Annotated in this window: 13 protein-coding genes; 9 read left to right on the top strand and 4 right to left on the bottom strand. The window is 72.0% G+C overall.

The window, feature by feature from the left end:
• Positions 1-195 precede the first annotated feature (195 nt).
• The 3 genes from O0S08_RS35845 to O0S08_RS35835 form a co-directional block, all read right to left on the bottom strand.
• Positions 196-675, bottom strand: coding sequence for a nuclear transport factor 2 family protein (locus O0S08_RS35845; protein WP_371879511.1), 480 nt, complete (start codon positions 673-675; stop codon positions 196-198).
• Between the two features lie 229 nt (positions 676-904).
• Positions 905-2,515, bottom strand: coding sequence for a hypothetical protein (locus O0S08_RS35840; protein ID WP_269033946.1), 1,611 nt, complete (start codon positions 2,513-2,515; stop codon positions 905-907).
• Positions 2,516-3,324: 809 nt separating this feature from the next.
• Positions 3,325-3,810, bottom strand: coding sequence for a helix-turn-helix domain-containing protein (locus O0S08_RS35835; protein ID WP_269033945.1), 486 nt, complete (start codon positions 3,808-3,810; stop codon positions 3,325-3,327).
• Between the two features lie 252 nt (positions 3,811-4,062).
• Here O0S08_RS35835 and O0S08_RS35830 point away from each other — a divergent pair, with 252 nt between their 5' ends.
• The 4 genes from O0S08_RS35830 to O0S08_RS35815 all read left to right on the top strand — a co-directional run bounded on the left by O0S08_RS35830 (position 4,063) and on the right by O0S08_RS35815 (position 8,410).
• A complete protein-coding gene (locus O0S08_RS35830) occupies positions 4,063-5,250 on the top strand; it encodes an adenylate/guanylate cyclase domain-containing protein (RefSeq protein WP_269033944.1) in 1,188 nt (395 codons plus the stop codon).
• A 198-nt stretch (positions 5,251-5,448) separates the two neighbouring features.
• A complete protein-coding gene (locus O0S08_RS35825) occupies positions 5,449-5,964 on the top strand; it encodes a GNAT family N-acetyltransferase (protein WP_269033943.1) in 516 nt (171 codons plus the stop codon).
• Between the two features lie 146 nt (positions 5,965-6,110).
• Entirely contained in the window at positions 6,111-7,325 is a 1,215-nt protein-coding gene (locus O0S08_RS35820) for a serine hydrolase domain-containing protein (RefSeq protein WP_269033942.1), read from the top strand.
• Between the two features lie 122 nt (positions 7,326-7,447).
• Positions 7,448-8,410 (top strand): hypothetical protein, encoded by a 963-nt coding sequence (locus O0S08_RS35815; RefSeq protein WP_269033941.1) that lies wholly within the window; start codon positions 7,448-7,450, stop codon positions 8,408-8,410.
• A gap of 141 nt (positions 8,411-8,551) precedes the next feature.
• Here the strand turns inward: O0S08_RS35815 and O0S08_RS35810 are convergent, their stop codons facing one another.
• On the bottom strand, positions 8,552-9,115 hold the full coding sequence (locus tag O0S08_RS35810; protein ID WP_269033940.1) for a hypothetical protein: 564 nt from the start codon (positions 9,113-9,115) through the stop codon (positions 8,552-8,554).
• A 211-nt stretch (positions 9,116-9,326) separates the two neighbouring features.
• Here O0S08_RS35810 and O0S08_RS35805 point away from each other — a divergent pair, with 211 nt between their 5' ends.
• The 5 genes from O0S08_RS35805 to O0S08_RS35785 all read left to right on the top strand — a co-directional run bounded on the left by O0S08_RS35805 (position 9,327) and on the right by O0S08_RS35785 (position 13,596).
• Entirely contained in the window at positions 9,327-10,373 is a 1,047-nt protein-coding gene (locus O0S08_RS35805; RefSeq protein WP_269033939.1) for a hypothetical protein, read from the top strand.
• A 76-nt stretch (positions 10,374-10,449) separates the two neighbouring features.
• A complete protein-coding gene (locus tag O0S08_RS35800) occupies positions 10,450-11,037 on the top strand; it encodes an RNA polymerase sigma factor (protein ID WP_269033938.1) in 588 nt (195 codons plus the stop codon).
• Complete coding sequence (locus O0S08_RS35795) at positions 11,027-11,857, top strand: hypothetical protein (protein WP_269033937.1); 831 nt, start codon at positions 11,027-11,029, stop codon at positions 11,855-11,857. Before O0S08_RS35800 ends, O0S08_RS35795 begins: the two co-directional genes overlap by 11 nt.
• A gap of 63 nt (positions 11,858-11,920) precedes the next feature.
• On the top strand, positions 11,921-12,907 hold the full coding sequence (locus O0S08_RS35790; RefSeq protein WP_269033936.1) for a ribulose phosphate epimerase: 987 nt from the start codon (positions 11,921-11,923) through the stop codon (positions 12,905-12,907).
• A gap of 62 nt (positions 12,908-12,969) precedes the next feature.
• Positions 12,970-13,596, top strand: a complete 627-nt coding sequence (locus tag O0S08_RS35785) for a glutathione S-transferase family protein (RefSeq protein ID WP_269033935.1) — start codon at positions 12,970-12,972, stop codon at positions 13,594-13,596.
• Positions 13,597-13,653 lie beyond the last annotated feature (57 nt).

The following is a 13,653-nucleotide window of genomic DNA, read 5'->3' as shown; positions in this document are numbered from 1 at the left end:
ATGCGTCCGCGCGAGGTCCGCCCGATTCGCCACGTCGCCGGCGCCGGATCAAGACCGGCTCAAGCGGGGACGCCTCCGCCGTCGGGCGCGCTGGCCGCCCGTTCGCGGTCGCAGGCGCATCGCGCCGCTGAGCCGGCCGCGCGCGGCTGAATCATGAGATGTCCGAAGAGACAGGCGGTCACGGACCGGACGGCGTCACAGCCCGAGCTGCGAGAGGCCCGGGTGATCGTCGGGGCGCCGGCCAAGCGGCCAGTGGTACTTGCGGTCGGCGCGGGCGATCGGGAGGTCGTTGATGCTGGCGTAGCGGCGCACCATCAGGCCGCTCTCGTCGAACTCCCAGTTCTCGTTGCCGTAGCTGCGGAACCATTGCTCGGAGTCGTCGTGCCATTCGTAGGCGAAGCGCACGGCGATCCGGGCGCCGGCGAAGGTCCAGAGCTCCTTGATCAGGCGGTACTCGAGCTCGCGGGCCCACTTGCGCTGGAGGAACCGGCGCACCTCCTCGCGGCCGGCCGGGAACTCGGCGCGGTTGCGCCAGCGCGTGTCCTCGGAGTAGGCCAGGACCACGCGATCGGGGTCGCGGGTGTTCCACGCGTCCTCGGCCGCGCGGACCTTCTGGCGGGCCGTCTCTTCGGTGAAAGGGGGCAGCGGCGGGCGAGCTTCGGGCATGCGCACCATGCTGTGCCGGCGATCCGGCGGTCCGTCAACCCCCGAGCAGGCGCGCGGCCGGTGGCCGGTCGAGCCGGGGCGGCGCGGGCTCGTCGGCCCGGCGAGCGGCGGGGCTCAAGGCCGGGTCCGGCGCGCGGCTGCGCCGGGCTCGCGCGGCGCAGGGTTGTTTTGGAACATGCCTTCAAGGGCATGTCTTGAGAGTCATGTCTCAAAGAGCATGCTCTTCCGAGCAGCCGTGCTAGGGCCGGTCGGCGCCGGCGAAGTCGGGGTCGCCGGGGTCGCCGGGGCGCGGCTGGCCGTCGATGTCGACCGGCGGGTCGCCCTCCTGCCGCTCGGCGGAGTGGTCGAGCAGGCCGGCGTCGGGCCCCAGGTGGTAGTTGCCGCCGACGTAGTCGCTGAAGAGCGACGGGACGCCGTCGACGCTGACCGTGGTGATGTTCGGGCCGGCCAGGCCGTCCGCGGTGGTCACTGTGTGGGAGATCGTCGGCGCTGCGTCGGCGCACTGGATCTCGCCGCCGACCCCGACGAGGATCGAGTTGCGGATCGTGACCTCGGCAGGGGCCCAGCACTTCAGCAGGGCCATGCTGCCGTTGCCCTTGTCGACGACGGTGGTGTAGAGGAGGTCGAGCTCGCCGCCGTTCACGGTCTGCAGCGGGGCGCCGCTGACGGTGTCGCCGAAGATGCTGTTCTCGACGTGGACGACCGCGCCGGCGGCCGCGGTGACGCCGGCGCTGGTGGCCCGGAAGCTCGAGCGCCGGACCGTCAGCGGACAATTCGTGGCGTACAGGGCGTCGCCGCCGACGCCGTAGACGTCGACCTCGTCGAGCCACAGGTGCTCGGCGTCGACGCAGCTGACGACCCGGGTGGTCTGGCCGCCGGTGACGTGCAGCCGCGAGACGTACAGCTTGCTGTCGAGGTGCTGGAGGTTCATGCCGTCGCCGACGCTGAACACCGCCTCGGTGCTGTCGATCATGAAGACGACATCGGGCTGGCCGAGCAGGGCGACGCGCTTGCCGGCGATGGCGAGCTCGACCGGCTGGGTCTGCACGCCGGGCTTGACGTGGAGGACGTGGTACGCGGCCGGTTCGGCGGCGGCGCGGTTCATCGCCTGCGCGGCGGTGCAGCACTCGTTGGCGAGGACGCACTTGGCGTCGTCGGCGCACGGGAGGCCCGGATCGACGTACCAGTGCTTCGTCTCGAACGCCGGGAAGCAGGTGCCGACGTCGAGCTCGCAGGCGGTCTCGGGGCACTCTGCGTGGGCGCGGCACGAGCGGCAGATCTGGGTGTCGGGGTCGCACACCGGCTGGAGCTGCGGGCACTGCTCGTCGCGGGTGCAGCCGATGCACTTGCCGTCGACGCAGCTCAGGGTGTCCCCGCAGTCGAGGTCCTCGAGGCAGGGGACGCAGATCTTCTGCTGGGGGTGGCAGTGGAGCGAGGGCCCGCAGTGCTCGTCGCCGACGCAGGCGACGCACTCACCACCAGGGTCGCAGTGCGGCGCGGCGGGGTCGAGGTCGGCGCAGGACTGGCCGCTGGCCGCGAGGTCCTGGCAGCCGACGCAGCCGTCCGCGCCGCAGTAGGGCGTCGGCGAGTCGCAGGCGGCGCAGGGGCCGACGGTCGGGTCGACGTCGGTGGTCAGCGTGGTCGTGTCGGTGGTGGACTCGACGGTGGTGGCCGAGGTGGTCGGCGCGGTCGTCGTCGGGTCGCTGTCCGTGGTCGAGGGGTTGCTCGAGTCGGTGGGCGCGGACGGATCGATCGTCGCCTCGGTGGTCTGACCGGTGGGATTGAAGCAAGCGGCGACGACGAGCGACGTCGCGGCGACCGCGGCCAGGCTTCGCAGGGCTGTCAGCATCAACGGTTCCTCGCCCCGCTTCGACTCCGAGAACGGTGCCAGGATTCCTGGCTACAACCGGTGAACGACGCCTCGCGCATCGGCGGGGAGAATAGGTCAGGCAGCCGCGCGGGCCGGCGAAGCAGTAGGCTGGGTGTGAGCGCTAACTCACCGCATGTTTGTGCGGTCGCTCTGGAGTCACGATGCGACGCGCAGGCCTCATCGGCATCGCGTGTGCGCGAGCCAGGCGCAGGCGCGCGCGGGCCGAGCCGCGGACGATTGGCCGCGAATCGTGGTTCGATGATTCGCCCGCGACGAGGCGAGGTCGAGCTCGAGCGGCGGGTCCGCGAGATCGGCGACATCCCTGTCCTGGCAGGACGTGGGAGAAGGCCGCTGTCTGTTCTCCGGGGAGCCGCGGCGCGCCTCCTGGCACGAGGTCTGCTGGCCCTCGTTGGCTACCGCGACGGCGGGCAGGCGTGTTCGCCTCGGCCGATCGCATGTCCCAAGGGTCATGTGATCACAATGGTTTCGATAGGCTCGCCGAGCTCGACACGGATGGCCGCCGTATGGGTGTCATGGGCCGATCCTGCCAATCGCCGCTCGCCGGGAGAACTGCCGCTGGCGCGCTTCGAGATCCGCGAGGTCGACTGCGGGATCGAGCGAGCCGCTTTCGCTTACCACTCGCAGGGCCGGCGCCGCTCGGGCGAGGTCGTCGACGTGCGCGTGCGCTGCGAATGAGAGCGCGAGGCCGCGCGCTTCGGCGCACCGGGACCTCGACGCGGACGGGTCGCGCGCGCGTGAAGGCGCGCGCGGTCGCCCGCGCCGAGGGCTCACGAGGCTCCGGCCGGGCCCGAGGACGGTGCTCGGGGCGGCGCGGCTCCGCGCGACCAGTTGAGGCGCAACTTGATGATGCGGCGCTTCATCGCGTGACGGGTGATACCGAGGAGTTTGGCCGCGCCGACGATGTTGCCGGCCCGCTCGAGCGCCTCGATGCACAGGCGCCGCTCGGCGTTCTCGAGGTTGAAATCTTCAAGGATGAACTGAGGCATGCCCGGCTTTCTAGCGCGCGACCGTGGTCTGGCGCGGATCAAGCCAGGCTGAATATCCGCGCGCGAGAGCGTGCGTCGGTGGCGTGACCGCCAGGCTTTCGGCGATCCACGCATGTGGACCCGGCGATTGTCGCGAGCCGGCGAGGTGGTCGAGGCCGCCGGCGCGGCCCGGCGAGCGCTCGCCGACGTCGTCGCTCCCGTAGCGGAGACCGAGGCACGAATCGCCACAGCCGGTATCGGCGGTTTGGCGCCGCTGCTCGTGAGCACCGAGACGATCGTGGTGATGTCGCGGATCGGACCCGAAGCGCGTGTGAGCCAGGAGCTCGCGGCGCTCTCGGGCCCGCGAGCTCGCGGAGTCGCGGACCTCGGCCCGTCGACCCCATCTCGGCCACGCGCGTCGGCGCGCTCGGGCGGCGGGCCTGTCGGCTGCGTCCGGTGATACGCTCGCCTGTGATGGCGCGAGCGCATCTCTGGCGCAGGATCTCCCGAGCAGGTGTCCAGGCGGATCTGGACGAGCACTTGCGACGAAAGATCGAACTGACGAACAAGCTCGGCTTCACGGCCGGGGCCGTCGTCCTCGCCGGAAACATCCTCTTCTGGTGGGTCCTCGACGCCGATGTTCGGCTGTTCCTGCTGCTGTCGGCGGCGGCGAGCGCATACGCCTCGACTCCGCTGTTCAATCGTATCTGCTGGTATGACGTGTCCCGCGGCCTGCTGACGTTCCTGCCGCCCCTGTTCATCATCGCGGCGGCCGGAATCGTCAGCGACGCGCCGCTGACGAGCTTCAAGTTCGCCCTGTTGTCGGTCATCGCAGTCCCGCTCCTGGTGTTCGGCGTCGAGGAGCCGCGAAAGATGAGCGCCGGGGTCGCGTGGGTCGTGCTCTCGCTGGCCGGGATGGACGCGATGATGCCGCTGATCCCGACGCTCCCCGGTCTGGCGGCGAATCGGCTCGACGGCTCGCTGTCCGTCACCATCAACGCGACCGTCAGCTGCCTGCTCTTCACCTTCTCGTTCGTGTATTTCCAGCGGCTGAACATCCGCGCCGAGCGGCAATTGGAGGCAGAGAGAGGCAAGTCCGAGCGGCTCCTGCTCAACGTCTTGCCGCGGCGGATCGCGGACACGCTCAAGGAGTCCGATGAGACGATCGCCGAGCACTTCGACAGCACCAGCATCTTGTTCGCGGATATCGTCGGCTTCACGCCGCTGGCGGCGAGGGTCAGCGCCAGCGCCGTGGTCGAGCTCCTGAACGAGCTGTTCTCCGAGTTCGATCGGCTGGCCGAGCGCCTCGGGGTCGAGAAGATCAAGACGATCGGAGACTGCTACATGGCTGCGGCCGGCGTCCCCACGCCCAGGAGCGACCACGCGGAAGCATTGACGCGCTTCGCCCTGGCGATGCAGGAGCACATGAAGGGGGTGCGTTTCGCGGGCGGAGCTCTCGCGCTTCGGGTCGGGATCCACAGCGGACCGGTGACGGCCGGAGTCATCGGCCGCAAGAGGTTCATCTACGACCTCTGGGGGCACACGGTGAACGTCGCCAGCCGCATGGAGTCGCAGGGTCGCGCAGGCGCCATCCAGATCACCTCGGCGACCCATGCGCGGATCGAGGGCGACTTCGAGTGCGTGTCGGGCGGCGTCCTCGATGTCAAAGGGACGGGCGAAATGCCGGTCTGGCACGTCCTGGGACCCGCGAGGAGCAGAGCGGAGTGAGCGCGAGGGCCATTCCTCGAGCGGCGCTCGCGGTGTGCGCTCCGGAGTCACTCGGCGGCCACGCGTGAGAGCGCGGCGGCTTGACGGGGCGCGCGCGGCTTTTTTAGACTCGGCCCGGCGATCCTACGGGCGAGCATGACGCGTACACTGTCGACATTCTTGTGCCCGCCAGAAGCGCTCGAAGCTCAGGTCGATCCGGTGCGGGAGCTCCAGGAGGAGCTGTCGATGACGCGGGCAGAGCCGCAGGCGGTGGGCGCCGAGGGGTTTTTGATCAGCGGGTTCTCGCGCGCGGAGCTGCTCGAGCTGGCGAGCGAGCCGGGGGCGGGCCTGTGGCTCACCGTCGATCGCTCGGACGCGAGGCTCGTGGGCTATTGCTTGACCACGGGCTCGCATCATTTCCTCGAGCTCAGGGCGGAGGAATCGTCGGGGTTCTTCACGCGGCAGCGCGCGGAATGGTTGCGGCCGAGGACGTACCTCTATCAAATCGGGGTCCGCAGGCGAGGGGCGCACCGCGGAGTCGGTCGGGCGCTGGTCGAGCATGTCCAGGCGGCTTCGCCCGCGGGGCTCGTCACCGACGTCGTGCTGCGCCCGGTGGCGAACGAAGCCTCGCGTCGCTTCTTCTCGTCGTGCGGGTTCAGCGAGGCCGGGGTGTTGCAGCTCGGCTCGTATCGCGGGCAGGAGCAGCTGTCGTCGCTGGTGATGACGTGGAATTAGAGCGGCCGTCGCACGGCGAGTGAGCCGAGCTCATCCGAGGCGGCGACTCATGTGCGCTTCGTCATGTGCGGGCGCCGGCGGGCACCGATGAGTCTCGCCGGGCGCTGCGGTCCATCCCGCGACACCTTCACGGAGGCGAGGCGAAGATGGACCGAAATCTCTCAAGAAAATTCTCGAAGGCGCGGCTCGGCCGCATGCGGGACGTGATGGCCGGCTATGTCGAGCGTGGCGAGGTGCCGGGGCTCGTCACTGTGGTGAGCCGGGGCGGCGAGACCCATGTCGAGGCGATGGGCAGCCTCGCGGTCGGTGGGGCCCCGGTGCGGCGCGACAGCATCTTCCGGATCAGCTCGATGAGCAAGCCGATCACCGCGGCGGCGGCGATGATCTTGCTGGAGGAGTGCAAGCTGCGGCTCGACGACGCCGTCGACGCGTGGATGCCGGAATTGGCGGACCGCCGGGTGCTGCGGGCGGTCGACGGGCCGCTCGCGGACACTGTGCCGGCGGAGCGGCCGATCACCGTCCGCGATCTGCTGACGTTCCGGCTCGGCTACGGGCTGCTGATGGCGCCGCCGGACGCGTACCCGATCCTGCGCGCCGCGGCGGCGCTGGGCCTCGACTCGGGCCCGCCGGCGCCGGCGAAGGTGCCGCCGGGCGACGAATGGCTGGCGAAGTTCTCGACGCTGCCGCTGATGTACCAGCCGGGCGATCGGTGGCTCTACAACACGGGCTCCGAGCTGCTGTCGATCCTGATCGAGCGCGCCTCGGGGCAGCCGTTCGCGGCGTTCCTGCGCGCGCGGATCTTCGAGCCGCTCGGGATGAAGGACACGGGCTTCTTCGTGCCCGAGGCGCAGATCGATCGCCTGGCCACGAGCTACTGGCCGCAGCCGGACGGCTCGCTGGCGGTGTACGACGAGAGCCGCGGCGGGCAGTGGAGCCGGCCGCCGGCGTTCGCCTCGGGGGCGGCGGGGCTGGTGTCGACCGCCGACGATTACCTGGCGTTCGTGCGCATGCTGCTGGCCGGTGGGACCCACGGCGGGCAGCGGATCCTGTCGCGGCCGTCGATCGAGCTGATGACGACCGATCACCTGACGCCGGCGCAGAAGGCCAAGTCGGGCTTCACGCCGGAGGACTTCGCGGCGGCCGGGTACGGCTTCGGCGTCTCCGTGGTCACGCGCCGCGACCACGCGTATACGCCGATCGGCCAGTACGGCTGGGACGGCGGGCTCGGCTCGGTGTGGCGCTCCGATCCGCAGGAAGACATGATCACGGTGCTGCTCACCCAGCGCATGTGGTCGTCGCCGCAACCTCCGCCGGTGTGCCGCGACTTCTGGACGCTGGCGTATCAGGCGATCGACGATTGAGCTCGCGCCGCGCGGCGATGCTCGCGTCGTGAAGAACCTCGCGCGCGGCGGGCAAGCGCGAGGCGCCGCGCGGCGGTCCCCGGGCTTTACGCGGGTCGGCCTTTCGGCGAAGCATGGCGGCCGTGACGTCCGCCCGCCTCGCCGCCCTCTGCTGCTCCGCCTCGCTCCTGGTCGCCGCCTGCGGCGAGGAGAAAGACCCGCTCGACGGCGTCAGCACGGCGGCGTCGGCGAGCGCGTCGGCGTCGGCGAGCGCGTCGGCCTCGGACCCGGGCGCGACGACCCCGGCCACGCCGACCACGACGCCGGACTCCGACTCGACGGCCGGCAGCGAGGGGACCGACGGGACGGGCAGCGATTCGGCGACGAGCGTGCCGACGACCACCGCCGATCCGTCGGGCGATCCGACGAGCAGCGATCCGACCGGCCAGGGCCCGACGGCCAACGTCTGCATCGAGCGCTGTCAGTCCGACGCCGACTGCTTCATCGGCGGCGTCGACCAGGGCTACACCTGCACCGACGGGAGCTGCACCTACGCGTCCGGCAATTGCAGCGAGGACCTCGACTGCGTGGCGCTGTTCAGCGGCTGGCAGATGCCGTGCCTGGCCCAGGCCGACTGCCCCAATCAGGCCTGCATCGACGTCGGCGGCGGCGACGGCCGCTGCACCTACGCGCCCAACGACTTCATCGACTGCGCGACCCTGATGATGGCGGAGATCCCGATGCCGCCGATCGAGGGCGGGCCGGACATCGTGGTGTGCGCCAACGTCGACTACGGCTGCGACGACGGGCTGTGCACGAAGTCGTGCACGAGCGACGCCGATTGCCCGACGAACACCGGCCTGCCGCACTGCAACGTCGACAACGGCCGCTGCGAGTGCACCAGCGACGACGATTGCGCCGGCACGGGCGTGGCCGGCTTCACGTCCTGCCAGACGACCTTCTGCGGCTGCGACAGCGACGCCGCCTGCGCCGACAACCTGCCCAACGCCGACATCTGCCAGGACGGCCTGTGCGGCTGCTCGAGCTCGGCGGTCTGCGTGGACAAGGTGTTCGACGGGACGTCGTTCGCCTGCGAGGCGTTCTGACGGGGCGCGGCCGCGCCGCGGTCTCTCACCTGTGCCGTGGACCATGTCCGTAAGGGCATGGATCGCAGGACATGTCCGTTCGGACCGATGATAGCTCGCCCTGGCGACCGACCTCCGGTCGTTCGATGCGAGGGTGAGGGATCACGGCGGGACCAGCGGGTCGGTGCAGGTCTGCTTCCTGACGACCTTGCGCGGGCGCTGCACGTCGATCTGGACGGCGCCGGGATCGATCGCGCCGAGCGAGCGGATCGGCGTCGGGTCGGGCGGCCTCTGCTGGCCGCAGCCCTCGACGCAGGTCCCGCGCTTGACGACCCGCTTCACCTCGACCTCCGGGACCACGACGACGATCGACCAGCCGTCGCCGCGGCGACGATAGCGATGCTCGGCGGCGACGAGGCAGCCGCACGGCTCGTCGTAGGCGCACGGCTGCTCGAGGAAGCCGAGCTCGTCGCCGCCCTCGCGGACGACTAGCCGCGGATCGACGCCGGAGGGCCGCCAGCGCGGCGGCCCGGGCTCGAGTCCGGGCGGCAGAGAATGATCGACGATCGGCGGGACGTCGCCGCTCTGCGCCTCGGCGATAAAGCCCGTGTCCGCGCGCTCCTCGGCGCGCTCCTCCGGAGGGGCCCCGGAGCGGGCGTGGCTGCAGGCGCCTGCCGTGACCAGCGCGACGGTCAGCGCGTACCGGGGCCAGGGCGCGCGGGGCATGCGACGAGCGTAAGAGATCGCTCAGCGAGTCGCCAGTCGCCCTCGCAGACTTACATGTCCTTTTGGGCATGTTTTAAAGGTCATGTCCTGGCGAGGACGGTGCGTCTCCGCGGCGAGGCGTGCCGGGGCCCGGCGAAAGTGGGGGCCGGCGCGCCTGCGCTCGGGTCCGCGTTTGCATCACGGGGCGGCTCACGTATCCTGCGGCGACCGCATGGGCCGGGCATCGCTCTCTCGCCGCGCGCCGGGGCTGCTGGCCCTGTGCCTCGGCGTGAGCGTCCCGGCGGGGACGCGGGCCGCGTCGCTGCCGGCGATCGTGTGGGACGCGCCCGCGGGCTGCCCCGACGCCGAGGCGTTGACGGCCGAGCTCTCCCGCAACCTCGACTCCGCGGCCGAGGCGGCGCCCACGGAGAGCATCCGCGTGCAGGCGCGGCCGAGCGGCGAGGGCTGGCGGGTGGTCGTCGCCATCGACACGGACGGGCGCACGCAGGAGCGCACGCTGGTGGTCGCCAGCTGCGACGCGGCCGTGCGCGCCGCGGCGTTCGTGATCGCCATCGCCGTCGACCCGGCGCGACGCGAGCCGCAGGACGTGGTGCCGGCGCCCCCGGCCCCCGCGGCGCCGTCGGAGCCGAAGCCCGAGGCCGTCGCCGAACCCGCGCCGGAGCCCGCGAAGCCCGCGACCGCGCTCGAGGAGGTCGAGCCGAGGCCCGACGCGCCGGCCGCACCCCGCTCGCGGCCGCGGCGAGCGGTCCGCGGGCTCGTGCAGGTCGGTCCGGCGGTGCAGGTGGGGATGCTGCCGGTCCAGGCCGGGCTGGCCACGGCCGCCGGGCTGGCATGGCCGCGGGCGCGGCTGACTCTCGGCTACACGCGGTGGTTCGCGGCCGAGGTGCGGCGCGAGGCCGAGCAGCCGTACGGCGCCGACTTCAGGGTGCACGCGGGGCAGCTGCGCGGCGGTCCGGTGCTGCGCGCGGGGCCCCTGGAGGTGCCGCTGCAGGCCGGCCTCGAGCTCGGCGCCCTGCAGGCGGTGGGGGTCGGCGGCGCTCCCAACTACGTGCGGACCACGTTGTGGGCGGCGGCGACCGTCGGGGCCGGGCTGGGGTGGGCCCCGCGGGCGCTGCGAGGCTTCGCGGCGCTGGGGCTGCTGGCGGAGGCGGCGATCTCGCTGCGGCGCCCGCAGTTCGTGTTCTCCGGCGACCGCGAGGTCCGCAGCGTCGGCCCGGCGGCGTTCCGCGGGTTCCTGCTGATCGAGGCGCGGTTTTGATGCGCGATCGTGCGCCGGCGAAAAAATCGTCCGCCGGGGTTAATGCGATCGGTCCCCGGCGGAAAAGATCGACCCGGTGAGCAAGACGCTCGACACGCCCCTGACGTCGGCCGGGTTCGCGGCCGAGTCCGTGGTCGAGTGCAGCGCGCCGAGCCTGCGCGAGGTGTTCGCCCGCCACCTCGGGACGGTGTGGCGGATCGCTCGCGCGTTCGGCGTGCCCGCCGACGAGGCCGACGACGTCGCGCAGGAGGTGTTCCTGGTCGTGCACCGCCGGCTGCACACGTTCCAGCCGTCGCGCTCGCTGCCCGCGTGGCTGTTCGGGATCACCCGCAACGTGGTGCTGATGCGCCGGCGGGCGCACACGCGACGCGAGCGGCGGCTGTCCGCGGTGGAGCCGCCACCGCCGCCGCGCGAGCCGGAGGCGTCGCTCGAGCTGCGCCAGGCGGCCGCGTTCATGCAGGAGTTCCTCGACGGGCTCGACGAGGACAAGCGCCTGGTGTTCCTGCTCGCCGACATCGAGGGGCTGACGGCGTCGGAGATCGCCGAGGCGCTCGAGATCCCGCTGGGCACGGTGTTCTCGCGGCTGCGGGCCGCGCGGCTCAAGCTCGAACAATTCAGCCAGCGCCTGCGCGCTCGCCCCGTCCGGAGGCCGCATGACCGATGAACCGACGTCCTCCCGCGCGCTGATCGCCGCCTACAAGGCCTGCGCGCGCCCGTCCGCCGCCGCGGAGGCGCAGCTGTGGGCGAGCCTCGCCGCGGCCGAGCGCGCCGCCTCGCCGCGCCCGCGCAGGCGGTCGCCGAGCCTGGCGCCGTGGCTGGCGGTCGCGGCCGCCTTGCTGCTGCTGGCGGCCTGGCAGCTCGATCTGGCCGGTAACTTTGTCTCGGGACATGTCCTGAAGGACATGCGAGAGCAGGCCGAGTACGACGCCGCCGGGCCCGGCTCGCGGGCCGCGACGGCCCGCGACGAGTCGGCGGGCGCGGCCGACGATGCAGCGACGAGCGCGACCGCCGGCGCGCCCGGACAGGTCCTCCACCCGTCGCCGACCGGCCCGCGCCCGCTCGTGGTCGTGCCGCCGCGCCCGCGACCGGCAGCGCCGAAGACGGCGGGCCCGCGGCGCGGGTCGCAGGCGCCGGCGAGCGAGCGCGAGGCGGTGGAGGAGGACGCGGCCGTCGTCGACGACGGCGACCGCATGCTCGCCGAGATGGCGCTGTTGCAGGAGGCCCGGGCGGCGCTGCGGGCCGGGCAACCGGCCGCGGCGCTCGATCTGCTCGATCGCCACGCCGCGAGCTTCGCCGGCGGGGGGCTGGCGGAGGAGCGGCAGGCGCTGCGCGTGCAGGCGCTGTGCGCCGCGGGAGATCCAGCGCGCGGGGCGAGCGAGGCGGCGGCGTTCCTGCGCGCCTACCCGCGCTCGACCTACGCCGCGCGCGTCGCCGACGCATGTCCCAAAGAGCATGCTCAAAAGGACACCTCGAAGATTCCTTAATGCGATGAGCGGCCGGCGGACAATCTCCCGGCGAGGATGATGAACATGCGAATCCATCGATTGATGTCGATCACACGCGCGGCGAGCCTCCTGCTCGGCGGGCTGGCGCTCACCGCCTGCGACCCGAAGATCCTGCTCGGCGAATTCGGCGACACCCAGGGCGAGGAAGAGAGCGGCGACGGCACCGAGGGCCAGAGCTCGGGCAACAGCAGCCAGGGCCAGAGCTCGGGCGGCACCGAGGGGCAGAGCTCGGGCGGGAGCTCGAGCGAATCGCAGGGCGGCGGCGAGACTGGCGACGAGACGGGCGACGAGACCGGCGAGACCGGCGAGACCGGCACGACCGGCGAGACCGGCACGAGCGGCACGACCGGCGGGGTCGAGGACGAGTGCGACGCGTGGGCGCAGGATTGCCCGGTGGGCCAGAAGTGCGCGCCGTACGACGGTGGCAACCCCGGCGGGACGTGGAACGCGTTGCGCTGCGTCGACATCGACGCGATGCCCAAGGCGGTGGGCGAGCCCTGCCACGTCGCTGACCCGTGGAACGGCGAGGATGACTGCGAGCTCGGGGCGATGTGCTGGGATACCGACCCGGTCACCAACGAGGGCATCTGCAGGGCGCTGTGCGAGGGCTCGCCGCAGTCGCCGACGTGCGATTCAGGGACCCACTGCGTGTTGTCCACCGATGCCCTGAACATCTGCCTGCCCGACTGCAACCCGCTGCTTCAGGACTGCGAGGAGGGCCAGGCCTGCATCCCGCTGCCCAACCCCGACAGCGACCAATTCATCTGCGTCCTCGACGCCGGCGGCGACGAGGGCCAGGCGTTCGACACCTGCGAATTCGCCAACGCCTGCGACCCGGGCCTGTGGTGCGCCGACCCGGCGCTGGCCAGCGAGTGCGATCCGATGGGGTTCGGCTGCTGCATCCCGTTCTGCGACCTGGACGACGCCAACACCTGCCCGGGCGTCGACCAGGAGTGCCTGCCGTGGTACGAGCCGATGCAGGCCCCGCCGGGGCGGGAAGACGTGGGGTTCTGCGGCCTCGCGCCGTGACGCTGTTCCTGGCTTGAGCTCCGGGGGCGCGCGCGGGTATCGTCGCGCGACCCCGGAGGCGCATGTACACGCTCTATTATTCGCCCGGCTCGGCCAGCATGCTGGTCCACCTGCTCCTGCTCGAGATCGGCGCGCCGCACGAGCTGCGCCGCGTCGACCTCGACGCCGGGGCCCAGCGCGACCCCGAATATCTGCGGCTCAACCCCGGCGGCGTGGTACCCACATTGATCGTCGACGGTCAGCCGCGCTGGGAGACCGCGGCGCTGGCGTTGCTGCTGGTCGAGCGCCACACCGAGGCCAACCTGGCCCCGCCGCCGTCCTCGCCCGCGCGCGGCGAGTACTTGCAATGGGTGCTGTACCTCGCCAATTCGTTGCAGCCGGCGTTCCGCTGGTGGTTCTATCCCGAGGCCGGGGGCGCCGAGGCCGAGGTCGTGCTGGCCGCGGCGCGGAGGCGCATCGAGGCCGGGTGGGACCGCCTCGACGCCCACCTGGGCGGCGGCGGCCCGTACTTGCTCGGGGCCGAGGTCAGCCTCGCCGACCTGTACGCGACGATGCTGATGCGCTGGTCGCGGAAGATGCCGCGCCCCGCCACCGAATGGCCACACCTGGCCGCCCTGGCCAGGCGCGTGAAAGCGCGCCCGAGCTGGCGCCGCCTGTACGCGATCGAGGGGCTGACCGAGTGGACATGAGCGAAAGGACAGGTCGATGCTCGCCGGCGAGGCAAGTTCGCCGCTGTCGGCAGGAAT

Source organism: Nannocystis punicea (genome assembly GCF_026965555.1).
In the GTDB taxonomy this organism is placed as follows: Bacteria; Myxococcota_A; Polyangia; order Nannocystales; family Nannocystaceae; genus Nannocystis; species Nannocystis punicea.
This window is presented reverse-complemented; position numbering and strand designations above follow the sequence as displayed.

Excerpts from the sequence above, each read along its gene's own strand:
- O0S08_RS35845 (WP_371879511.1), bottom strand. The coding sequence starts at position 675 with ATGGTGCGCATGCCCGAAGCTCGCCCGCCGCTGCCCCCTTTCACCGAA.
- O0S08_RS35840 (WP_269033946.1), bottom strand. The coding sequence starts at position 2,515 with ATGCTGACAGCCCTGCGAAGCCTGGCCGCGGTCGCCGCGACGTCGCTC.
- O0S08_RS35820 (WP_269033942.1), top strand. The coding sequence starts at position 6,111 with ATGGACCGAAATCTCTCAAGAAAATTCTCGAAGGCGCGGCTCGGCCGC.
- O0S08_RS35810 (WP_269033940.1), bottom strand. The coding sequence starts at position 9,115 with ATGCCCCGCGCGCCCTGGCCCCGGTACGCGCTGACCGTCGCGCTGGTC.
- O0S08_RS35805 (WP_269033939.1), top strand. The coding sequence starts at position 9,327 with ATGGGCCGGGCATCGCTCTCTCGCCGCGCGCCGGGGCTGCTGGCCCTG.
- O0S08_RS35795 (WP_269033937.1), top strand. The coding sequence starts at position 11,027 with ATGACCGATGAACCGACGTCCTCCCGCGCGCTGATCGCCGCCTACAAG.
- O0S08_RS35790 (WP_269033936.1), top strand. The coding sequence starts at position 11,921 with ATGTCGATCACACGCGCGGCGAGCCTCCTGCTCGGCGGGCTGGCGCTC.
- O0S08_RS35785 (WP_269033935.1), top strand. The coding sequence starts at position 12,970 with ATGTACACGCTCTATTATTCGCCCGGCTCGGCCAGCATGCTGGTCCAC.